Source organism: Blautia hydrogenotrophica DSM 10507 (assembly GCF_034356035.1).
Lineage (GTDB): Bacteria > Bacillota > Clostridia > Lachnospirales > Lachnospiraceae > Blautia_A > Blautia_A hydrogenotrophica.
The window spans coordinates 217463-238175 of record NZ_CP136423.1 but is presented as its reverse complement, the minus strand read 5'-3'; the positions used below and the strand labels follow the sequence as shown (position 1 = coordinate 238175).

Annotated in this window: 22 protein-coding genes; 4 read left to right on the top strand and 18 right to left on the bottom strand. The window is 45.3% G+C overall.

All coding sequences use genetic code 11. The features are described from left to right. Positions 1 to 106: 106 nt before the first annotated feature. The 7 genes from BLHYD_RS01155 to BLHYD_RS01125 form a co-directional block, all read right to left on the bottom strand. Positions 107 to 757 (bottom strand): potassium channel family protein, encoded by a 651-nt coding sequence (locus tag BLHYD_RS01155; RefSeq protein WP_005947944.1) that lies wholly within the window; start codon positions 755 to 757, stop codon positions 107 to 109. 17 nt (positions 758 to 774) lie between these two features. After that, positions 775 to 2118, bottom strand: coding sequence for a TrkH family potassium uptake protein (locus BLHYD_RS01150; RefSeq protein ID WP_005947941.1), 1344 nt, complete (start codon positions 2116 to 2118; stop codon positions 775 to 777). Between the two features lie 119 nt (positions 2119 to 2237). Next, positions 2238 to 2636 (bottom strand): fluoride efflux transporter CrcB, encoded by a 399-nt coding sequence (gene crcB, locus BLHYD_RS01145; protein ID WP_005947939.1) that lies wholly within the window; start codon positions 2634 to 2636, stop codon positions 2238 to 2240. Between the two features lie 35 nt (positions 2637 to 2671). Then, complete coding sequence (locus tag BLHYD_RS01140) at positions 2672 to 4210, bottom strand: extracellular solute-binding protein (RefSeq protein ID WP_005947937.1); 1539 nt, start codon at positions 4208 to 4210, stop codon at positions 2672 to 2674. After that, complete coding sequence (locus BLHYD_RS01135; protein WP_005947935.1) at positions 4194 to 5018, bottom strand: ABC transporter permease; 825 nt, start codon at positions 5016 to 5018, stop codon at positions 4194 to 4196. The genes BLHYD_RS01140 and BLHYD_RS01135 overlap by 17 nt, the downstream gene beginning before the upstream one ends. Next, a complete protein-coding gene (locus BLHYD_RS01130) occupies positions 5015 to 5812 on the bottom strand; it encodes an ABC transporter permease (RefSeq protein ID WP_005947933.1) in 798 nt (265 codons plus the stop codon). Before BLHYD_RS01130 ends, BLHYD_RS01135 begins: the two co-directional genes overlap by 4 nt. 13 nt (positions 5813 to 5825) lie before the next feature. Continuing rightward, complete coding sequence (locus BLHYD_RS01125; RefSeq protein WP_021845277.1) at positions 5826 to 7253, bottom strand: ABC transporter ATP-binding protein; 1428 nt, start codon at positions 7251 to 7253, stop codon at positions 5826 to 5828. Positions 7254 to 7877: 624 nt separating this feature from the next. Here BLHYD_RS01125 and BLHYD_RS01120 point away from each other — a divergent pair. Beyond that, positions 7878 to 8639, top strand: a complete 762-nt coding sequence (locus tag BLHYD_RS01120; RefSeq protein WP_005947930.1) for a zinc ribbon domain-containing protein — start codon at positions 7878 to 7880, stop codon at positions 8637 to 8639. Between the two features lie 464 nt (positions 8640 to 9103). On the opposite strand, the gene BLHYD_RS01115 is transcribed toward BLHYD_RS01120, so the two are convergent. Both BLHYD_RS01115 and rbr read right to left on the bottom strand, forming a co-directional pair. Beyond that, entirely contained in the window at positions 9104 to 9451 is a 348-nt protein-coding gene (locus BLHYD_RS01115) for a hypothetical protein (RefSeq protein ID WP_005947928.1), read from the bottom strand. 275 nt (positions 9452 to 9726) lie between these two features. Beyond that, positions 9727 to 10269, bottom strand: coding sequence for a rubrerythrin (gene rbr / locus BLHYD_RS01110; RefSeq protein ID WP_005947927.1), 543 nt, complete (start codon positions 10267 to 10269; stop codon positions 9727 to 9729). A gap of 497 nt (positions 10270 to 10766) precedes the next feature. On the opposite strand from rbr, the gene BLHYD_RS01105 reads away from it, so the two are divergent. Then, a complete protein-coding gene (locus BLHYD_RS01105; RefSeq protein ID WP_040350478.1) occupies positions 10767 to 10991 on the top strand; it encodes a hypothetical protein in 225 nt (74 codons plus the stop codon). Between the two features lie 198 nt (positions 10992 to 11189). Here the strand turns inward: BLHYD_RS01105 and BLHYD_RS17270 are convergent, their stop codons facing one another. Continuing rightward, on the bottom strand, positions 11190 to 11279 hold the full coding sequence (locus BLHYD_RS17270; protein ID WP_330361132.1) for a 4Fe-4S binding protein: 90 nt from the start codon (positions 11277 to 11279) through the stop codon (positions 11190 to 11192). After that, on the bottom strand, positions 11276 to 12319 hold the full coding sequence (locus tag BLHYD_RS01100; protein WP_005947923.1) for an aldo/keto reductase: 1044 nt from the start codon (positions 12317 to 12319) through the stop codon (positions 11276 to 11278). The genes BLHYD_RS17270 and BLHYD_RS01100 overlap by 4 nt, the downstream gene beginning before the upstream one ends. Before the next feature lie 350 nt (positions 12320 to 12669). Between BLHYD_RS01100 and BLHYD_RS01095 the strand changes: the two genes are divergently transcribed. Next, a complete protein-coding gene (locus BLHYD_RS01095; protein WP_005947922.1) occupies positions 12670 to 13467 on the top strand; it encodes a hypothetical protein in 798 nt (265 codons plus the stop codon). 106 nt (positions 13468 to 13573) lie between these two features. On the opposite strand, the gene BLHYD_RS01090 is transcribed toward BLHYD_RS01095, so the two are convergent. The 3 genes from BLHYD_RS01090 to BLHYD_RS01080 all read right to left on the bottom strand — a co-directional run bounded on the left by BLHYD_RS01090 (position 13574) and on the right by BLHYD_RS01080 (position 16610). Continuing rightward, the gene (locus BLHYD_RS01090; protein ID WP_005947921.1) at positions 13574 to 14992 is read right to left on the bottom strand and encodes a sensor histidine kinase; all 1419 of its coding nucleotides are present in this window, start codon (positions 14990 to 14992) and stop codon (positions 13574 to 13576) included. Continuing rightward, positions 14956 to 15642: a response regulator transcription factor gene (locus tag BLHYD_RS01085; RefSeq protein WP_005947920.1), complete on the bottom strand. Its 687-nt coding sequence runs from the start codon at positions 15640 to 15642 to the stop codon at positions 14956 to 14958. Before BLHYD_RS01085 ends, BLHYD_RS01090 begins: the two co-directional genes overlap by 37 nt. A gap of 107 nt (positions 15643 to 15749) precedes the next feature. Then, positions 15750 to 16610 carry a TraX family protein gene (locus tag BLHYD_RS01080; protein ID WP_005947919.1) on the bottom strand — a complete coding sequence of 287 codons (861 nt, stop codon included), beginning with the start codon at positions 16608 to 16610 and terminating at the stop codon, positions 15750 to 15752. 286 nt (positions 16611 to 16896) lie between these two features. Here BLHYD_RS01080 and BLHYD_RS01075 point away from each other — a divergent pair, with 286 nt between their 5' ends. Next, a complete protein-coding gene (locus BLHYD_RS01075) occupies positions 16897 to 17673 on the top strand; it encodes a PhzF family phenazine biosynthesis protein (RefSeq protein ID WP_040350477.1) in 777 nt (258 codons plus the stop codon). Here the strand turns inward: BLHYD_RS01075 and BLHYD_RS01070 are convergent, their stop codons facing one another. Genes BLHYD_RS01070 through BLHYD_RS01055 form a run of 4 tightly spaced genes read right to left on the bottom strand, consistent with a single transcriptional unit; the run spans position 17674 to position 20664 of the window. Beyond that, positions 17674 to 18816 (bottom strand): hypothetical protein, encoded by a 1143-nt coding sequence (locus tag BLHYD_RS01070; protein ID WP_005947916.1) that lies wholly within the window; start codon positions 18814 to 18816, stop codon positions 17674 to 17676. It lies immediately after the preceding gene. After that, positions 18813 to 19514 (bottom strand): ABC transporter ATP-binding protein, encoded by a 702-nt coding sequence (locus BLHYD_RS01065; protein WP_005947915.1) that lies wholly within the window; start codon positions 19512 to 19514, stop codon positions 18813 to 18815. Before BLHYD_RS01065 ends, BLHYD_RS01070 begins: the two co-directional genes overlap by 4 nt. After that, positions 19505 to 20209, bottom strand: coding sequence for a hypothetical protein (locus tag BLHYD_RS01060; protein WP_005947913.1), 705 nt, complete (start codon positions 20207 to 20209; stop codon positions 19505 to 19507). Before BLHYD_RS01060 ends, BLHYD_RS01065 begins: the two co-directional genes overlap by 10 nt. Next, positions 20206 to 20664: an RNA polymerase sigma factor gene (locus tag BLHYD_RS01055; RefSeq protein WP_040350476.1), complete on the bottom strand. Its 459-nt coding sequence runs from the start codon at positions 20662 to 20664 to the stop codon at positions 20206 to 20208. Before BLHYD_RS01055 ends, BLHYD_RS01060 begins: the two co-directional genes overlap by 4 nt. Positions 20665 to 20713: the final 49 nt, after the last annotated feature.

Here is a 20713-nt window from a genome sequence, read left to right as displayed (position 1 = left end):
TTTTTATAAATAATTATCCCCGTCAGCACGCAGCACCGCTTGCCGGGTCTATCGCTCAAAAAAAGAAAGCCCTCTTTGCAGTGAGGGCTTCCATATCTTCACATTTTCAGTTGATTCTCAAAAACTTTGCCAGATGTTTGTTGTTTCCCATGACAAATAGTCTCTCCGATTCCCGGAACACGTGGTCCGGCCCCGGCAAGGAATCCAGTTGTCCGTCATGCTTCGTCGCCAGAATATTGACTTGATAGCGCTGCCTTACTTCCAACTCCAAAATCGACTTTCCAATCCACGCAGTTGGAACTGTAGTCTCATAGATCGAATACTCTTTTGTCAGCTCAACATAGTCGAATACATGGTCTGAGCTGTAGCGTACTGCCGCCCAGGTAGCCATCTGCCGCTCTGGATAAATCACGTCGTCAGCTCCGTTGCGCAGCAGGAACTTCGCATGAACGTCCCGGCTGGCCCTGGCAATCACAAAACGACCACCCATCTCTTTTAGGAGAGCCGTAGTTTCTAGAGAGCTTTGGAAATTATCACCGATCGTGACGATGCAAAGATCAAAATTCCTCACACCCAAGGACGCAATAAACTGTTCATTGGTGCTGTCCCCAATCTGCGCGTTTGTCACATATTGCAGACATTCATTGACCCGCTCCTCATTCCAGTCAATAGCAAACACTTCATGTCTTAATTCTCTAAACTTAATCGCCATATGTCGTCCGAATCGGCCCAAACCAACCAGCAATATAGATTTCATAATGTTCTCTCCTCTTTTTAGCCTACTGTGATCTTCTCCTTAGGCATCTGAGCCATCACTGGAACCTGATCTCCATGCAGCGCGTATATCATTGTAAGACCGCCCACGCGTCCAAAATACATCAGCAGTATCAAAATTATATGTGAGGCATCCCCCAACTCCGGAGTTATCCCCAGCGTCAGCCCCACCGTTCCGATAGCGGACGCCGTCTCAAACAAAGCTGTCAGAAGTGGTATATCCTCCAAGGAACAGATCAGCACTCCTCCCGTCAAGAACAAAATCAGATACAGAGTACAAAGAGCCGTCGTATGCCTGATAATCTCAGAAGGAAGCCTCCTGCCAAAACATTGTATATGGTCCTGTTTACGAAACACCGAACGGATACACAGAATCGCCGTCGCCAGCGTCGTAGTCTTAAATCCACCCGCCGTAGACCCCGGCGAACCACCGATTACCATGAGTACGATAATCAGAAAAACCGTGGGTTCCGCTGCCAGCGTCAAATCTACCGTATTAAAGCCTGCAGTTCGAGGCGTAACAGATTGAAAAACTGAAGCCCATATCCGCTCAGACAACGATGAAAATCCCCAGACAGACTTACCAAATTCGGCAAAGAAAAAATAGACTGCCGGAAGTATCAAGAGGCAAGCTGTCGTAACCAGAACAAGTTTCGTCTGCAATCGGTAATACCGAAATCTCAATTTATTCTTTCTTAGATCATCCCAGACAAAAAATCCAATACCTCCGATGATAATCAACAACATAATCGTGAGATTTACAATAGGGTCCGCTTCGTAATGAGTCAGAGAAGAAAATTCCCCCTTTTCTCCCATCAAATCAAATCCTGCATTACAAAAAGCCGTGATAGAATGAAAGACCGCAAACCAAAGCCCCTTGCCCAGCCCCATCTGCGGACAAAATCTAATAGCCAGCAAAATTGCTCCCACGCTTTCCATCAGAATCGTCGATTTAATGATAAATCCTGTCAGCCTGACGATTCCTCCCATCTGAGGTGCAGAAATAGATTCCTGCATCAAAAAGCGTTGATTTAGACCAATCTTTCTGCCCGTAACTATAAATATAGTGATCGCCATAGTGACGACTCCCATACCGCCCACTTGAATCAGCAGGAGAATAATCACCTGGCCAAACACACTCCAATAAGTAAACGTATCAAAGACAACCAATCCCGTCACGCAGGTTGCAGATGTGGCAGTAAAAAGAGCGTCGATAAATTCCGCTCCCCTCCCATCTTTCGTCGCAAAAGGCAGCATCAGCAACAACGCTCCGATTAAAATCGTGCCGGCAAATCCCACGATGATGATCTGTCCCGGCTGTATTTTTGTTTTATTAAAAAACATGTCTCCCACCTGAGCTCTATTAATTTTTCATTAGAATATCATATTCTCAGTTAAAATCTGATTAGGATTCTCATTAGACTATTAAGATTGCATAAAGATTTTTAAATTTCTCTTGACACTCAGGAGAATACTTTCATCCCTATCCATTTTCCCAACAGAACCCCAACCACACAGCAGAGAATACTCAAAGCTATATAGAGCACAGCCGTCCTAATCTGATGATTTTCAATCAGTGTAACCGACTCCAAAGAAAACGTAGAAAATGTCGTAAATCCTCCGCAGACACCAGTCTTCATAAAAAGCAAAAAATTCGGCGGCATTGAGATAAACACCAACGCCGCCTGAGCAATCATCCCAATCAGCACCGCACCGAGAATATTCGTAACAAACGTCATCATGGGGAACTCCCACCTCACTTGAATCAGACTCAGACAATATCTGAACACAGAACCCACAAAGCCTCCGCAGCCTACAGATAAGGCTGCCACAAAAAAGCTCTCTCTCATTCCATCTATCATTCCTTTCCTCCCAGAAAAGCAGCTTTTCCGCATTTCTATCTTCTCTTCCGGAAAACATCATCTCTTCTGTGAAAAATGACAATTCCCACAATCACCGCTACTGCCACAAAAATAATCTTTCCCCAGTCAGCGAACGTCAGAGAAGTCAAATCAAAGCAGCGTACATTCACCCACATCTGGTTAATTTTGTCATTGTTCTCCCGATCAAAATACTGCATAACCACGGTTCGTTCCAACACGTCCTGAGGTGGATACTGAGCATAAAGCTGCCGGTTCGTCTGCTGTGCATCCGCAGTGATAATATAATCCTGATCTGAATTGTCACCACTGAAGAAAAATCCAACCGGATATTCCACGGTCCCCTCTTCCTCTTCCGTTCCATAACACCAGTCTGCATAGGAGAAAATAAGATCTGAATCTCCTCCCGCTATCACTGACGTATAGCCAATATAGTCCATATTCCGCACTACGTTGTCAGGACGAGAAATGAAATTAATAAAAGCCTCCGCCGCCTGTTGCTTTTCAGGGTCTCCCTTAATGCCATCCTTTAGCATGACCCATCCGTCGAACCATATGTTCGTACATTCTTCTGGAACCGCGTAACACAGAGTATAGTCATCCACATCCGCCTGGTCCATGGTATAGACCGCATCGCCAGACCACTGATAATTCGCCAGGACTTTTCCCGTCACCATATCCGATTTTCCACTGTCGGATTCGAAAGAGTAGGCGTTCTTCTTAATCTCTTTTAAGGTATCCTCCGCCGCCTCCACAGTCTGGTCATCAGTCCGGTTCATGATCTTGGCCATCATCTGTTGCCGCTGCGCAGACTTCACCAGCTTATCTTGGAGCAACTCTTCCTCATTCAGTATTCCCAGAGCCGCAAAATAACTATCCCTCACATTGTCCTTAATCGTAACCTGCCCTTTATATTTCGGATCTTTTAACAGTTTCCAGTGGGAAGCCTCTTCCTCAGAAATCACCTGGGGATTATAGACAATTCCTGTCGTTCCCCACATATACCCTGCCGCAAACTTACTCCAAGGTTGTCCTTCTATGGTATTTTCATCAAAAATATTCTTAATATAGCCGGATACTCCGCGAATATAGTAATTATTTTCTTCCCCTGTATCAAAAAAATTTTCAGACAGAGGCTGCAATCTGTCCTCGGAAATCAACTTCATAAACATATACTCAGAAGGGCAGATTAAATCCATAGTATTGCCTAAGGTAAGCTGGTTATAAAGGTCTTCATTATTCCCATAGGTGGAGTACTCCACTTCCACCTGGACTCCATAAGTCGCCCAATACCACTGCTCAAAGTCTTCTACGATGGAATTCTCTCCTAGAATCACCGAATGATTCTCATCTTCCAACTCAATCGCTTCATCCCATCCACCTTCGTCGATGTATTCCTCCCAGTTAGCGACGCGCAGCACAATCTTATCCGGAGTTTTCTTCCCATTCTCAGCCGCCTGGGAGACTGCCACAGGGGTAAGCGGAAGCAAAGAAATCCCCAACAGACCAACCGTCACTCTTTTTATGACCGTTCTTTTTCTATCTCTCCTTCTCATGTACCGCACCTACCTCCTGACTGTCCTTTCTTCTGGATACCACCAGATTCATCAATACCACAGCCAGAACCACGACCACAAAGATCACTGTAGATAACGCCCATAGCGCTGTCTTGATCTGTGTCTGTGCCCCTCTGGTGGCATTGACCACATAGGTACTGATCGTGTCAAAAGTCGCCGGCTTCGTATAAGTAGTAATGAAATAATCATCCAGAGAAAGCGTGATAGACAACATAAATCCCGAAATGATACCTGGGATGATCTGTGGAATCACCACCTTGCGCAGCGCCTGAAACGGCGTAGCTCCCAAATCCATGGCCGCTTCATACAGCCCGTTATCCATCTGCTTTAGCTTCGGCATCACAGACAGGTAGACGAACGGAGTACACAGCACCATATGTCCGATCACCAGTGGAACGAATGTACGCTTATCAATTCCCAGAACGACAATCAAAAGTATACAGATAGCAAACGCTGTCACCACCTCGGCGTTGACTACAGGAATACGATTCGCCGTCTCCAAAAGAGTCCTGGAAAATGGTCTGGAATAAAAAGAACCGATCGCTCCTAGAGTTCCCAAAATCGTAGCCAGCACAGCCGCTCCGACAGCCAGTACAAAAGTTCCGATAATCATGTCTCTCAGATCAGACATCGTAAACAAGGTCACATAGTTCTTCAAGGAAAAGCCTCGAACCGCACCTATCGTCGTCGATTCTGTAAAGCTATAGACAGCTAGAACCGCCACAGGTATATACATAAAAAGCGCCACCAAAACTAACCATGTATAGGAAATCACTTTCTTCATCATAAGATAGCCCTCCTGTTTTCAATCCCACTCTGGTCCACTTTCCCTGTAAAATACGAAACAATACAAATTCCTGCGAACAGAATCAATGAAATCATGGAGCCATTATTCCAATCATAAATGTTGAAATAACTTCCAATTAAGGAGCCCATAATATAAGTACTATTATACACCATATCCAAAATCACATAGTTGGTCATAGCCGGAAGAAAAATCATTGTCACTCCGCTGACAATCCCCGGCATAGACAGCGGAATCGTCACCCTGCAAAAAACTGCCGCCGGCCCTGCCCCCAGATCTCTGGCAGCCTCCAGCAAATTCTCATCCAACTGCAAAAGTGTGGTGTACAGCGGTAAAATCATAAATGGAAGAAAGTCATAAGTCATAGCAATGATTGTATTTAAGAATGGATGCAACGACAAATTCCCCTCCAACAATGTCAAAATCTCTTTCAGAGCTGTAACACGAAGCGTAAAATTTATCCACATAGGCAAAATGAACAGCATCAAGAGTACATGTCCCCGCTTCAGACCGCTGCGCGCCAGTACATAAGCCACTGGATAAGCAATGGCGAGGCACACCAGCGTGACTATCACCGCAACCAGCATACTATAACATAGAGTTCCTATGGCATTCCCATTGGAAAAAAAGCCGATAAAATTGTCCCAGGTAAACTGTCCGCTTCCATCCGTAAACGCATAATACAAAATCACGGCCAAAGGGGCCACGATAAAGCAGACTAGAAACAGCGCGTAAGGGATACAGAGCTGTTTTCTATTAAACCGCAAATTACGCATGGCAGTATCCTCCTTATTTAAATTTCAGTCTAATCTCATCTCTCGGTATGACCAGACTGACATAGTCGTTCTCATTCCAGAGGTCATCCTCATCCAACACAAAGTCGTCTTCTGTGCTAGTACGCACTGTATAGTTATAGTGGTTTCCTTTATATATGAAGGAAACAATATTTCCACAAGCACCCCCCTCATCCGGGTCGTCACTCATAGAGACTGCCTTCACCGGCACTTCAACAATCACTTCGTGACCAGATAAATCCAATTCTTCACCATCTGCAATTACCAGAATACTTCCTTCTTTCAGATAAGCACCCCCATACAGCTGAGTCAAATCACAGTCATATTCTCCGCCTGCAAAGGCCACTTTACCCTCTTTTGTGATGTTTCCTTCAAATACGTTAATCAAAGTTCCCGCTGACATCACGTGAATTCCATCCGGCTCAATGCGCATTCCGATCTGACTGCCTGTCTGAGCATTTTTCGTGCTTTGAATCACCACCTCATTGTCCCCTGAAAGAGCAGTAATTTCATAGTACATTCCCTTGAAAATTGCAGAATCCACGATACCACTGATCTGCCCCTCGCCCGGCTTTGTAACCAATACATCTTCCGGCCTCACTACCACATCCACCCGGGTATCCTTTGGCACGTTGTCCACGCATGGAAAATCGCAGCCGCAAAACCGCACCGTCATGGACCCAGTCATCTTTCCCTCAAAGATATTACTCTCGCCAATAAAATCCGCCACAAACGCATTCTTTGGTTCATTATAGATTTCCTCCGGCGTGCCTACCTGCTGAATCATTCCATTAGACATGACCACAACCTTATCTGACATCGTTAACGCTTCTTCCTGATCGTGGGTCACGTAGATAAATGTGATGCCTAAACTCTCGTGCATAGATTTCAATTCCAGCTGCATCTCTTTTCTCATCTTCAGGTCTAAGGCTCCTAAAGGCTCATCCAAAAGAAGAATATCCGGTTCATTCACAATCGCACGAGCAATGGCTATTCTCTGCTGCTGTCCGCCGGAGAGCGTAGATATCCTTCTTTTCTCAAACCCTTCCAAGTCTACCACCTCTAGCACCTGTCTGACTTTCTCATTAATCTGACTTTTGGGAAGGCGTTTCAGGTTCAGCCCAAAAGCCACGTTGTCATACACGTTTAAATGCGGAAACAACGCATATCTCTGGAAGACGGTATTTATAGGACGCCGATTCGGCGGCAAATAGCTAATATCCTCCCCATTGAGCAGAATCTCCCCCTCTGTAGGGAACTCAAATCCCGCAATCATACGCAAAGTGGTAGTCTTTCCACAGCCTGAGGGTCCCAGAAACGTGACAAACTCTCCCTTTTGCACTTCTAGATTAAAATCTTCCACAACTACCATATCGTCATAACATTTTTTAATGTTTTTTAACTCAATAATATTCGTACCCACGGGCCTTTTCCTCCCTTTCTCACAGAATTTACTCGCAGAATTTCTTTGCTTCCAGTTTTTCACAGCCAATTTTCCAAATAATATACCGTCAAAATTCTGCAAAATGTTTCGTGCCTAATCTTTTCCAGTTTATGAAAACTACTGCTTTTTGTCAATAGATTTTGGTGCTTTAAGACACTTTCTAACAGCAGGGCTTTTTTTAAATGTCTTGCAAGCCGATGCCGATACAGTCCGGCGTCAAACTGCAGTTTCCACAGTTTGTGTGTATACTTTTTCAACTGTACAAGGATTTTATCAGTCTGACAAATATAGGCTTCCCTTTTTCCCTACATATGATAAGATAGAAGAAACATCTATGTGTGAAATTCAGGAATAAAATGGACGATTCCACTTTAATTCCCTATCCCCTCAGTCTTGAGGGGTGCTGCTCACTTTGAGCGCCACCGCAACACAGCTATGCGGTGAAATTCCTTATTGCAACGTGCGCATCCGCAGCAAAGCGTTGACGTGATAAGAATTTTTTACACATTAGCGTAAAAAAGTTTTTCCTATCACATAAAAATGCATAGAAACTCAGGCACATACATAAGAAGATATACTGAAGAGATAAGGTTGTGATGATATATGGAAAAAAACGTATCATGGACTGGATTTTGGAGAGCATTAAAGGAGGAAATCAAAGAAATGTTTTTGCCAGCAGGACATAAAATATCAAAAATGGGAAAAGGCGTTTCAAAGCGTACCCGAACTTTTAAAAATTCTTTTACCACAAGAATGCAGATCAATAATAAGGAACAGGAGATAGAGAAATACTTTCTGGAACTTGGACACCGTTTCTACGAAGACCATGTGGACAATCCACCTCTAGAATACCGTGACTGCATGGAGGCAATCTATGTTCTGAATCAAGAAATCTGTGGCGCCAAGGAACACTTAAAGCTCCTTCAAGGTATCCGTCTGTGTCCAGACTGCCAAGGAGAAAGTCCCATCGACGCAGCTTTCTGTGCCTACTGTGGGCATCCGTTTCCACCTCTCGAGGAGGATACCCCTTCTCTTCCTGATGAGCGTCTTTGTCCCAGATGCGGTGAAAAGCTGGCCGATAACGCAATTTTCTGTATTAAATGCGGACTCAGATTAGACGAAATACCGCCAGAAATGACGGACCATCAGAAGGAACCCGTACCCCCGTGGGCAGACCCTGCCATTTCGCCTGAAGAACCCACGCCGACGCAGACAGACTCGGACATTCCAGCAGAAGAACCTGCTCCGACACAGACAGACTCAACTAACCTGCCTGGAGAACCCGCTCAAACGCAGACAGACTCGGACATTCCAGCAGAAGAACCTGCTTCGGTTCATCTGGAAAAGCCGAACTCAACAAAATAGGAAAGTGACCACTCTTTCACGCAAAACCGCCGGGACTGCTGCGTAAAGTCCCGGCGTTCTCAAAGAAAGAAATTTAAGATTTTATCCTAATTGGCAACATATTCACTTATGTTTCTTCATACGTATAGGAACCACAGTCTGCGATTTCATATCTCTCTCGTGCCTGCACCGTTTGGGTCATTTGGCGCACTGCTCGATCAATATGTATCGCTGCTCTTTTAAGCCTTTTATCGCTCCTCTCTGTTTAAATGCAGCAGACCTACCGGCTCTGCTTATTAAAGTGTGCTGGTTTCCGATATCTTCACCTCTCTTTCTTCTATCTAATAAATTTATTTTAAGAGAAAATTGTGTTCATTTTTTGACCATTTTCTATACATTTCATAAGAAATTTCTTAAAAAAGCAGAAATTATTTAGCTATGTCATTTTCCAGGACAGCGCAGCACAAACAGTCTAGCTGTCATATTCAAATATCCTGCACAGAATCCATCAGATTCCTCGTACCTTCCTCCCAAGAGTGGTCGATGATATCCTCTACTTTCCCCTTTTCAATGATCTGTCCTTGGTACATGACACTCGTCTCGTCGCAAAGTGCCTGGACTAGCCCCAAATCATGAGAAATAAATAAACTCGTCAGGTTCAACTCGTTTTTCAAGTTTCTCAGCAACTCTACAATGTCTGCCTGTACGAATACGTCCAGCGCACTGGTAGCCTCATCGCAGATCACCCCTAGGACCTGGCCCAAGCGCCCATGCAATAGCCGCTCTTTGGCATTCCAAAACACAACATCAGACTTAAAATTGATCTTCCCCATTCCATGAACTCTTTGCCTCCAAATGTCAATTCATACTCTTCACTGCTTAGAGTGCAAACATCGGTGTAGGATTATAAAATTCATCCAACACATCAGATATTCTCCGGCTGCTATCCGCCGCGATACCGTAACTAGCTTACCACACAAAAGCGCTATAAAGCGAAGAATCTCTACTCCACTTCACAGCGCCTATATCTTTTATCCTAAATATCATTCATCCTGGAAAAGCTCTTTTTCCAGCGTCTCATGCAACTTCCAAACAAATCTTTCATTTTTTAATAATTCTCTGCTTTGATATGGAAATATGCCTGCGGATGAGCACAGACCGGGCAGACTTCCGGTGCCTGCTTGCCAATCACAATATGTCCACAGTTCGAACACTGCCAGATCATATCCCCGTCTCTGGAAAATACCAAGCCGCCCTCAATGTTCGCCAAAAGCTTACGGTATCTCTCCTCGTGCTCCTTTTCAATTGCAGCCACTCCTTCAAACAGCGCTGCAATGTCATCAAATCCTTCTTCTCTGGCCTCTTTCGCGAAGGTCGCATACATATCCGTCCACTCATAGTTCTCTCCTGCGGCGGCATCCTTTAAGTTCTCCAATGTCGGACCGACTTTTCCTCCGTTTAAAAGCTTAAACCAAAGTTTTGCGTGTTCCTTTTCATTGGCTGCAGTCTCCTCAAAAATCTTAGAGATCTGAACATATCCATCTTTTTTCGCCTGAGACGCATAATAAGTATATTTATTTCTGGCCTCCGACTCCCCTGCGAACGCAGTTCTCAGATTCGCTTCTGTTTTTGTACCTTTTAAATCTGCCATCTCGTTAATCCCCTTTCGCTTGAAATTTTATTCTTTATATGATATATATACCATTTTTATCCAATATTTTCAACTTATTTTCTTTTAAATTTTGTCATGTATAGAAAATTCCTCTGTGCTACGATATATCCCAATAATTTCATTTCAAGACGCGGCAGTTGCGCCGCAAAATCCCTATTGTTTTTACTTTTTCAGCTGCCCTTCTTAAATTCGTCTATCAGTCATTTCCTTTTCTCTTTCCCAATTATGGAAGCACTTCGCCAAGGATACTCATAGCACAGGAGGCAGCAGTAAGCAGCTATGCTCTTCGCACAAAGTAAAACACAATCCTCAAAGTTGAAGGGATTGCGGAAATAGGTTTGCCCTCACTTTGTCCTTTACACCGAAAAGGCTTCTCTCTATCATGAAAAGAGAAATACTATAAAATCATTGAAACATTTAAAAGACTCGACTCTGCTGGACCGCTTTTTGTTCTCGGAGGTTATAGACAATCCCAAATGTCTCGAGACAGTCCTGGAAATCATTCTAGGACGGGACGTCTTGCTTCGCTGTCTTTCCCAGACGGAAAAGGAGAAGGACGGTATCAGTATACCTTCGAGATGCGATGCCCAGAAGCTCCCGGGATTCCCCTAGCAGACGGCGCGGTGCGAATTTTTCTGAACACCCATGGTCACAATCCCCAGGAAGTAAGCCCGGGAAAAAGGGCGTCTACTTGGACTTGAAGAAGGACACTCATTAGGGCAGCAGGATGGCTTGGCACAAGGTAAATCTCTCCTCTTAAAAAATCAAATTCAAAAAAACTCCAAAAGGGCCTCCCTCCGGAGGAGATTGCTGATGTTTGGGAAGTAAAGGTCTCCACCATTTTCGTTACCGGCAAAAGAATGACTCCTCTATACCGATGGCTCTCCATCATTTCTTATTTATCTTTCCAAAACTTCCGCTGCTCTTTCCAGTTCCTTCCGGATGGAAATATGTTGCGGACAGACTTCCTCGCACTGGCCACATCCTATACACTCTGATGCTTTTTAAACCCCTGTCCTTCCGTATGCCAAGCATATTTTCCCCTGGCTGCTTCCAGATTGTCATAGAGGTTATAGATATTCACAGACTGAAACGTTCCATAGATTGCGATATTCTGTGGGCAGCCTTTCATGCAATATGCACAGGCAGTGCATGGCACTGTAGGAATAGAATCCAAAATCCCCCGCGCTCTGACAATGGTCTGCTTTTCCTCTTGATTTAGCGGATGAAAGTCCTCCATATACGAGAGGTTATCCATCATCTGCTGCATATTGGACATCCCGGACAGAACTGTAATAATGCCCTCCAAAGACGCTGCATATCGAATCGCCCAGGAGGATGGAGACGCTCCGGGATTTACCTTCTCAAAAAGCTCCCTCACCGACTGAGGCGGAGCAGCTAAATTTCCTCCTTTGACCGGCTCCATAATAATCACAGGTTTCCCATGCTTACGGGCCACCTCATAACATTTTCTAGACTCTATCGTGGGTTCTTCCCAATCTGCGTAGTTAATCTGTAGCTGCACGAATTCCATCTCCGGGTGTTTCGTCAAAAGCTCATCCAGAAGCTTTGCTTTGTCGTGGAAGGAGAAACCCAAATGCCGAATCAGTCCCTCTTCTTTCTTGCGGGCAAGAAAGTTCCAGATATCATAGTCGTCAAAAAAATGGGTCCTCTTCTCTCCCAGGTTGTGCAAAAGATAAAAGTCAAAATAGCCCGCGCCCGTGCGTTCCAATGAAATGTCGAACATCCGCTGCGCTTCCTCCTTCGTCTTTGCTCCTGCCCAGGCTGGCAGTTTCGTGGCCAGCAAAAACTGATCTCTCGGATAGCGGTCCACCAGTGCAGTCTTCACGGCTTCCTCTGACTTTCCGTTCAGATAGCCATAGGCTGTATCAAAATAGCAAAAGCCCTTTTCCATAAAGGCATCCACCATCTGCTTCGTCTCCTCGATGTCTACTTCTTCCCCCGCCATGGGAAGACGCATCAAACCAAATCCCAACTTTGGAATCTGTTCTCCTAGGTATCTCTCCATGTCTGCTCGTCTCCTTTCTTACCGGCGCAATTTTCTCATCATGCCGCCGTAAATTCCGTTGGTCTCTTCTGTTATTATACCCTGTATTCTCTATTACCGCAATCGGTACCGTTCACAGCAATCGTCAGCTCGCTGGGCAAGTCTGTATCCTGACAACAGGATTTTCACTGTCTCACATCCTTATTAGAGCAAATGTTTTTCAGGACGGCTGATCTTTTTTTGACGAAAACAATCATTCTGTAGCATCCAGAGTACATTTATTCTCACCAAAAGTTCCGCTTAAAAAATGCAGTAAAATATATACGTAATATGCACTTTGTATTATAGTAAAAAAAGAGGAGGATAGTAATATGAGTGATATAGATTTCAGACAAAATGGAAAACGAATTTCTGGCTCAAACGGCTCATCTGGATATGATGAAGGAAACAGATTAATCATCGACGGAAAAACTTTCTATAAAGAAGGAAATAATAGATATTATTGTCCAGATGATGGGAAAATTTATAATACTGATAATGGTCATATCTCTACTTTAGAAGACGGTATAATTGGAACATATGATAAATACGGTGCTCATATTTATGGAAATAAATCAAACCCAAATTCTGACAACGTTCACCGTAATCATAGCAACTCATCTAAAAAAGTAGATGCGACAACTGCGATGGGGATTTATTATACCATTGAATTGATTAAAAAACATTTCATTGGTATCTTGATTTTCATTAACATCCTTGCACCCATTTTTGTAAAAATAGGCACATTAATCGGAAATGCATATTTGGGATTTGCCATTGGATTTGTTATTAGTATTTTTATTGCTAGCTGTATAGAAAAATTAATTAAGTCTTTTTATCAAATAATAAAATATGGCCATATTAAAGGAAAGTTTTTTTTAATCTTAGGAATCTTTGCGTTATTCTTCTTAGGATTATCTATTTACTCTATATTCGAAGGAAAGGGCATGATTGCGGATAATGAACGACACATGGCACAAGATCCAAGTTATAGTATATATGCGAACGAACGCATACAAACCGCTAAAGATAATATAAATGATAGTATACAATATTGTCTTGTCTCCTCAGTGATTGCAGTAGTCTCCGGCACAATCTTTATTGTAAGAAACCAAACTCAAAAAAACTAGAAATAAACTGTACCCTAATAGTAAAATATCTAAAAAACTATATTGAACTATTAGGGTACAATTTATTTCTTTTGTCAACAAAACACAAGCATATCTTTACAACAACTCAACCCAAATCTCCTAAAAAACCATAGACAATCACTAGTGTTGCCCTGCCTCCCTTCTCTCCATTTTCAATTTTTAAGCCCCCTCCATGCCGGGCCGCAACCTTGCAGCAGAAGTACAGGCCAAGCCCCAAATGACCCTCTGAGGCTCTGTGCTTTTCGGACGTATAGAAAATTTTTCCGGCTTTGGCCAATGCCTCCTGACAAAAACCAGGGCCTGAATCCTGTACTGTGAATATCAGGCGGCCATCCTTTTCCTGGACTTCCAGCACAATCTCCTGTCCCTCTTTCGAGAATCTCACTGCATTGTCAATGAGATTTCTGATCGCCCGCAAAAGCTGCATCTCCTGGCCCCGAAATGAGAAGCCTTCCTCCGACTGTCTTGCCACCTCTTCACCCATACAGACCTTCAGAGAAATCTTCTTGGCAGCACACAGAGCTTCTCCGTCTTCCCTACACCGTTCTATAAATTTTTTCAAAGGCAGCTTGCGAAACTCCTCGCTGGATTCCCCCGAGCCGGCCGCCACACTGCGCAGCTCCTGTACATATTCCTCTAAATGCAGCGTTCCCCTCAGAATCGCCTCCACACTGGCTTCCTGCCAGGACGCCAGCTCTTCCTCTTCCAGCAACTCCGCGTTCCCACGTATCACTGTCAGCGGCGTCTTCAGATCGTGAGAGAGAGAAGCCAGCTCCTGGTTCCTCTGCTCTTCCATTGCCCACTGCCGGGAAAGAGAGGCCGCCAGCTCCACCCGGAGCTTCTCGATGGTCTCCAACGCATCATTTAGTTCTCGAATCTTTCCCTCCGGCAAAATCGGCTCATCCAGTCTTTGACTGGCCACCAAATCCGCGGCGGCTCTCACTGCTCTCGTGTCATTTTGCAGAATCTTCGTATATTTTCTGGTTCTAGTCACAGCTATGACACCCCAGCACACAAACAGCAAAAGAGTAGCCGTCACCTGAAAATCCGGAAGGTATCTCTGCAGCATAGGGTTTACATAAGGCATCGAATAATCATAAGCCAACACGCACCGACTTCCATCCTTCAATGACACTGCATGAAAGAACTTAGAATACGGAAAAACACGCATTCCATCGTCACCTTCCACATTCTTCGCCTGCTTCAGCACTTTCTCTGACATCTTGGCTTGCAGCACCGTACCATCCTCACTGACTAGGCACCAGTCATAGTAAAAGGGAATCTCTTCTCCTTGAAATTCTTCCTGTCTAAGAAGCCGCTCCTGTGTCTTTTGCAGATTTCTGGCCCCCACGCTGGCCTGATAGACAAATCCTACACTAATACAGGCTACCACAGCCATCCACCAGAGCACTGTGCATACTGCCACCATCACGCCCGTCGTGACGAGATATCTCCAAAACAGGCTGCTCAGCTTCCACTTTCTATCTGCTCTTCTCTTAACCATCGATAGCCAATTCCCCAGACAGTCTCTATCGGGGAGACTCCTTCCTTCTTTAATTTCGCCCGTATATTTTTGACATGTTCCGTGACTGCCGACTCATCCGACGTCCCTTCCCAGCCAAACACCGCCTCATAAATCTGTTCTTTGGAAAAAGTCTGACCTGCATGGAGAGCCAGATACTCACAAATGCCGTATTCCCCTTTCGTCAATCTGACCAGGTTTCCCTGACGGTATACGGCCCGCTCTCCCAGGTCAAAGTCCAGTCCCGCTCGCCGTACCCGGTTTTGAGGGATACGCTGTTCCCTGCGCAGATGGGCAGCAATCCGAGCACGCAGTTCTCCCAATCGAAACGGTTTTGTCAAATAGTCGTCTCCGCCGATTCCCAGCCCAGTCAAAATATCCGCTTCCTCCGTCTTTGCAGTCAGAAATACGATCGGACAGTCCGCCAGCCCCCGGATCCTCCTGCAAGTCTCAAAACCATCCTCTCCGGGCATCATCACATCCAGGACAATACAGTCTGCCCACCGCAAATGCTGTTCCCGGATTTCACCACCGCTTTTTAACACCGTGACCTGGTGACCATCCCTTTCCAGAGCTCTTTTCAGTAATGTACAGAGATCTTCATCATCATCTACCGCTAAAATATTTGCCATACTCTCTCCTTATCACCAGCCCTCGGCAGCTTGAATACTCCATGTACAAGATGTCCATCCTGTAGGGCACAGCTTACTTTCTATCCTTCATCATCGCAAAATTTTTCTTATAATACGAATCCCATCGCTAGACAGGACAACCCATATAGAACATAGATATGCGCAGGATAAAAGGCATAGAAAAGTCGTTTGCAGCCTGCGCCTCTTTGCCCATTATAGCACAGCATCAATATCCCCGCAAAAATTCCATACCACTCATAATAGGTAGTAAACATCTGGCTTATGGAAAAATCTGGCTGTGAAGACAAAACTCGCATCACAACCCCAAAAAACCACGAGAAATCCACTGCCATAAAAGCCAGTACCTGCCAGCCTCTGCGTCTTCGAAGTCCATACAGAATCAGACCCAAAACCAGATAGACAATGGATACATCTGGCGACATATTAAGTGTCGGAACCACCGTGTGACTCAAAAAAGCCACCACCGGAACCGCTGGCGTAAAAAGCTGACAGAAGATTCCCACCACGCCGAAATACCACACAAACGGTAAAAACAGCGCACAAATTCCTCTCAGAAGCTTTTTCTCCCCAATCCAGTCCATTCCCTGCCACATAACCATTAAAATTACAAACTCCGCCATCACCGCGTTCGCAGGATAAAAACCATCTGCTCTCACAAAAAGACCAAACGCCTTCATCAGATATAAAATCAGGCCCATTCCCACCGCAATGCCATAAATTCTGAGAAAATATTTCTTTCTGCTTCTGGTATGGGTAAATCCCTCCACCACGCAGAATAAAAACAGCGGTCCGCTGATTCTTCCTGCCATGCTGAACCACTCCGGCACCAGGCCTGTATACCCAAAAAAGTAGTGAATGTGGTCCAGCAACATCGTCACCAGCGCAACCATTTTCAGCGCTGTCCCCGACAGCCCCACCTCTCTTTGAACAGAAACTGCTCTTTCCATCTCTAAAATCCTCCTGTCTTGAATGTATCCCCGGAATCTCCCGCCGAGTCACGGTAAGGAGACACGCAACATACAAAGATACCTGCTGTGTGTCTTTGTATCTTGAGAGTAACAACTATTTCTAAGGATTTTCTAAGGATTCTCAAAATATTCGAGCACAGAGAGGTTTCCTCTTTCTGCCTTCGACACTCTGTGTTAAAATAAGACCAACACCCGACGACCGCAAACATTACTTCCAGAATTTTTGAATTCTAACAACAAATGCATAAAAGAAAGGAGAGCTGCCATGAGACAATATATTGTTGACGCTTTTACGGACAAAATATTCTCTGGAAACCCTGCTGCTATCTGTATTCTGGACAACTGGATTTCTGAAGAAATGATGAAAAATATAACCATTGAAAACAATCTTTCCGAGACTGCTTTTGCCGTAAAAGAAGGAAAACAGTACCATCTACGCTGGTTCACACCGGAAGGCGAAATCAACCTCTGCGGACATGCAACCCTGGCCTGTGCCTTTGTTATTTTAACTCAATTGGAAAAAGATAAAGACTGTGTCGTGTTCTCCACCCTCAGCGGAGAACTGGCCGTGACAAGAAAAGGCGAGCTTTTTGAGATGGATTTTCCAGCCTACGAATTAAAACCGGTATCTGTCACTCCTGAGATCACCGATGCAATTCAAGCCGTACCTAAAGAAGTCTGGATGGGCCGCGACCTTCTGTGTATCCTCGATGGGGAAGACGCCGTCAAGTCTCTGGTCCCAGACCTAGATAAAATAAAAAAACTGGACGGTCTGCTGCTGCATGTAACCGCCCAGGGCACAGATACTGACTGTGTCTCTCGGACCTTCGCCCCCAAATGCGGCGTTTCTGAAGACCCTGTTTGCGGCTCCGGTCACTGCCACATCATTCCCTATTGGACAAAAACCCTACAAAAAAACACCCTTACCTCCTATCAGGCGTCTCGGCGCGGCGGCACGCTCTACTGCCGGATGGAAGGAGACAGAGTGATTCTCAGCGGAAAAGCCGCCCTCTACTCCGTCGCAGAGCTTTTTATCCATTGACTATTCTGCCTGGTATTTTCTATAAAAATGGCAGCATGTCCAGATCAGACCCGCTATTGCTGCAAAATACGCCACTGGCGCTACCTGCCATTCGCACAGATAATGTCCGGCGATAAATACTAGGCAATCATTGAAAGCCCCCCAATAAGCCAGAAGGTTTGCGGGAAGGTAATCCCAAATCTGGCTCAATATTCGGTACTGTTCCGGAACATTGAACAAAAGGGAAAATAGCAAGAATCCCACCATGACTGCCATGGGAGTCATATTGCTCTTCAGCCTCTCTCCCAGTACCATGGCTGCGGCACCGTGAAGCAGCGCCGTCAACAGACTAAGACCAACCAGTATCAAAAGGAGTTCTCCTGCCGTCAACAGCCAGACATCACTGGGTTGAAAAAGCTGAAGCTGCGCCTGAAAGCCATCCGTTCCATAGATCACAAAAACGGGAACTAAGAAAAAGGGATACATAAGTAAAGTGCTCCCCACAGAAAAACTCAGACCCGTAAATAGTTTCGCCCACAACAAAGGCTTCCGTCCATACTGGCTACTCCTGGTCAACACGGCAGTCTTTCTCAAATGATCTTCAGAAAAAATAGCTGGAATACAGATGGCAGCCAAGAGCGTCTGCATCACTCCTAGCGTATAGATCAGATCGACTGCCATTCGATATCCCCGGGAATAGTGATAAGTCAGCGGTTGGTTCAGCTCCTCATCGAGAGCACGCAGATACTGCCTCTCTTTTGGAGTTTTAAAGGTTTCCGTCCACTCTTTTTCCATCTTTTCTCTTCTCATGAAATAAAGCTCTTCCTGAGAGATGTCAAAGCTGTCGTCCCCAGTAACCTTTATCACAAAAGCCATCAGTTCATCGGGAATCTGGGAACTTCTCTCAGCATCTAATCCGGCCAGCTCGTCCAAAAGCTGTTGGTCGATTTTTCTCCCCTCATAGCGTTCCGACACAGCCTGATCTTTTTTCAGCATGTTCCAATGGGAATCCACCTTTTCCCCCTCCACATAGTAACTTCCAAACAGCTCGCTGCTGCCGGAAAACACGCAAAACAGACATATGATCCCAAGGGTAATCCACACACTCTTTCTCTTCAGAAGCTTCCTGTATTCGAAGCTTACCAATAGCCAAAAATTTTTCATAAGTCATCCTCCCCAAATTTTTCCAGATAGAACTCTTCCAACTGTTCCCCCACGGACTCCAAAGGGCCGTCAAAGGTCAGTCTCCCATCCTGCATCAGTAAAATCCGATCCGCGATTCTCTCCAAATCCGAGACAATATGTGTAGACAGCAGCACAATACTCTCCTTTCCCAGCCGTTCCAGCAGTCTGCGGAAGCGTACTCGTTCTTTTGGGTCCAGCCCCGCCGTCGGTTCATCTAACACTAGAATTTTAGGACGGTTCAAAAGCGCCTGAGCAATTCCCAGCCTCTGCTTCATTCCTCCGGAATAAGTCTTAATTTTCTTTTTCCCTTTCTCTTCTAACCCTACGGTCTCCAGTAGTTCTTGACTCCGGTTCCTAGCCGACCGCTTATCCATCCCTTTCAGCACGGATAAATAGATCAGAAAATCTCGTCCGGTGAACTCTGGATAATAACCGAAATCCTGCGGAAGATAACCTAAGTTCTTCCGGTATTCTTCCGTGGACACATCCTGTCCCTGGAACGTCACCGTTCCGCTGGTGGGCTTCAAAACGCCGCACAGCATCCTCATAAATGTTGTCTTTCCCGCTCCGTTGGCCCCCAAAAGGCCACATACCCCTGGTCTCAAAGTCAAAGATACCCGGTCCACGGCAATCTTATTTTTAAACTGTTTTGTCAGTCGGTCTACTGTCAATTCCATACGTATTCCTCCGATTGTTCTATAAATTTTACACATTCCCGTACTGTGAGTATTGTCAAGACCAACAGCCCCACAGCCATCCCCCCTGCCCCAATCAACTCAGGTAAAGGCTGGCCCAGAATTCTCAGCAAAAGTCCCGCCGTGCTCACAATCACTGTCAACACCATACACAGATAGGTACCCTCTCTGCCGTGTACTCTGCGGACAATCCACATGCTCAGAAACGCGTTCACCAGATAGGGACTCAGTACCATGCCACTGCAATAAAGCAAATCTGCCCGTGTCTTGCTGAACCCCACGCACACCAAGAAAACGAGCACTAGCAGGTCGCAAAGACCCAAGATCAAAATTCTAGAGACCACCACATATTTCATGGAAAATCTGGAAACTAGTTCCAACTCCTCCATCCCACACTGTCTGGAACGGCTGCATTCCGCAGCTACAGCCAGTGGCAAAAACGGCGTCACTGCTCCCATAATCCATAAAATCTGTCCTTCAAGCCATCCAAGATTCACCGTCGCCAGCATCAGCAGGGCCACCGCCCAATTCCACTTTCTGACATAGGAAATCTGAATCCTCAGAAATTGCCAGTGGGATATCCCCGGTTTTTCCACACCCCAAAAGAATTCTTCTTTTCTCTGAGCCGGCGGTGCCTCATATAACCGGGCCAATTCCTTTTTCAGCCTCTTTCTCATTTGCCTTCCTCCTCCCTGAGTTCTATTTTCAATTTTCTTAAAATCTCCCTCAGTCTCCGATACACTGCGAAACGGGAAAGTCCCAGGATCTTCCCAATATCTCCCACGGGTACCTCGTTGACATATCTCAAAAAAATCAGTTCTCTCTCCTCTTGTTCCAATCTCTCTATCGCCCTCTTTAAATCCGTCAGAGTCAAAATTTTCTCCTCCTGTCCCTTCACTGGAATCTCCTGTTCCAGAGGCAATGATGTTTTTCTTCGGCAATAGTCCATGCACCGATTCCTGGCAATCGTGTAGAGATAGGGAAGCCTTTTCCCCGTCTCCTGGTACCCGTCAGCCTCCAAAAAGCGCAGAAATGTCTCCTGGGTCACATCCTCCGCCCATTGCTGATGTCTCAGTCTCATATAACAGTACCGATATATTTTTTCATACTCTTTCTCCAAGTCCATGGACATCCCAGAAAACCTCCTTTCCTCCGTATGTACACCTGAAATTTCCGCCGGC

Bases quoted from the DNA above. Each gene is read 5' to 3' on its own strand.
- BLHYD_RS01065 (WP_005947915.1), bottom strand. From the start codon at position 19,514: ATGGAATTGACAGTAGACCGACTGACAAAACAGTTTAAAAATAAGATT.
- crcB (WP_005947939.1), bottom strand. From the start codon at position 2,636: ATGATAGATGGAATGAGAGAGAGCTTTTTTGTGGCAGCCTTATCTGTA.
- BLHYD_RS01070 (WP_005947916.1), bottom strand. From the start codon at position 18,816: ATGAAAAATTTTTGGCTATTGGTAAGCTTCGAATACAGGAAGCTTCTG.
- BLHYD_RS01155 (WP_005947944.1), bottom strand. From the start codon at position 757: ATGAAATCTATATTGCTGGTTGGTTTGGGCCGATTCGGACGACATATG.
- BLHYD_RS01060 (WP_005947913.1), bottom strand. From the start codon at position 20,209: ATGAGAAAGAGGCTGAAAAAGGAATTGGCCCGGTTATATGAGGCACCG.
- BLHYD_RS01115 (WP_005947928.1), bottom strand. From the start codon at position 9,451: ATGGGGAAGATCAATTTTAAGTCTGATGTTGTGTTTTGGAATGCCAAA.
- BLHYD_RS01080 (WP_005947919.1), bottom strand. From the start codon at position 16,610: ATGGAAAGAGCAGTTTCTGTTCAAAGAGAGGTGGGGCTGTCGGGGACA.
- BLHYD_RS01130 (WP_005947933.1), bottom strand. From the start codon at position 5,812: ATGCGTAATTTGCGGTTTAATAGAAAACAGCTCTGTATCCCTTACGCG.
- BLHYD_RS01105 (WP_040350478.1), top strand. From the start codon at position 10,767: ATGTCTCGAGACAGTCCTGGAAATCATTCTAGGACGGGACGTCTTGCT.
- BLHYD_RS01095 (WP_005947922.1), top strand. From the start codon at position 12,670: ATGAGTGATATAGATTTCAGACAAAATGGAAAACGAATTTCTGGCTCA.
- rbr (WP_005947927.1), bottom strand. From the start codon at position 10,269: ATGGCAGATTTAAAAGGTACAAAAACAGAAGCGAATCTGAGAACTGCG.
- BLHYD_RS01120 (WP_005947930.1), top strand. From the start codon at position 7,878: ATGGAAAAAAACGTATCATGGACTGGATTTTGGAGAGCATTAAAGGAG.
- BLHYD_RS01100 (WP_005947923.1), bottom strand. From the start codon at position 12,319: ATGGAGAGATACCTAGGAGAACAGATTCCAAAGTTGGGATTTGGTTTG.
- BLHYD_RS01090 (WP_005947921.1), bottom strand. From the start codon at position 14,992: ATGGTTAAGAGAAGAGCAGATAGAAAGTGGAAGCTGAGCAGCCTGTTT.
- BLHYD_RS01150 (WP_005947941.1), bottom strand. From the start codon at position 2,118: ATGTTTTTTAATAAAACAAAAATACAGCCGGGACAGATCATCATCGTG.
- BLHYD_RS01075 (WP_040350477.1), top strand. From the start codon at position 16,897: ATGAGACAATATATTGTTGACGCTTTTACGGACAAAATATTCTCTGGA.
- BLHYD_RS01140 (WP_005947937.1), bottom strand. From the start codon at position 4,210: ATGAGAAGGAGAGATAGAAAAAGAACGGTCATAAAAAGAGTGACGGTT.
- BLHYD_RS01085 (WP_005947920.1), bottom strand. From the start codon at position 15,642: ATGGCAAATATTTTAGCGGTAGATGATGATGAAGATCTCTGTACATTA.
- BLHYD_RS01055 (WP_040350476.1), bottom strand. From the start codon at position 20,664: ATGTCCATGGACTTGGAGAAAGAGTATGAAAAAATATATCGGTACTGT.
- BLHYD_RS01135 (WP_005947935.1), bottom strand. From the start codon at position 5,018: ATGATGAAGAAAGTGATTTCCTATACATGGTTAGTTTTGGTGGCGCTT.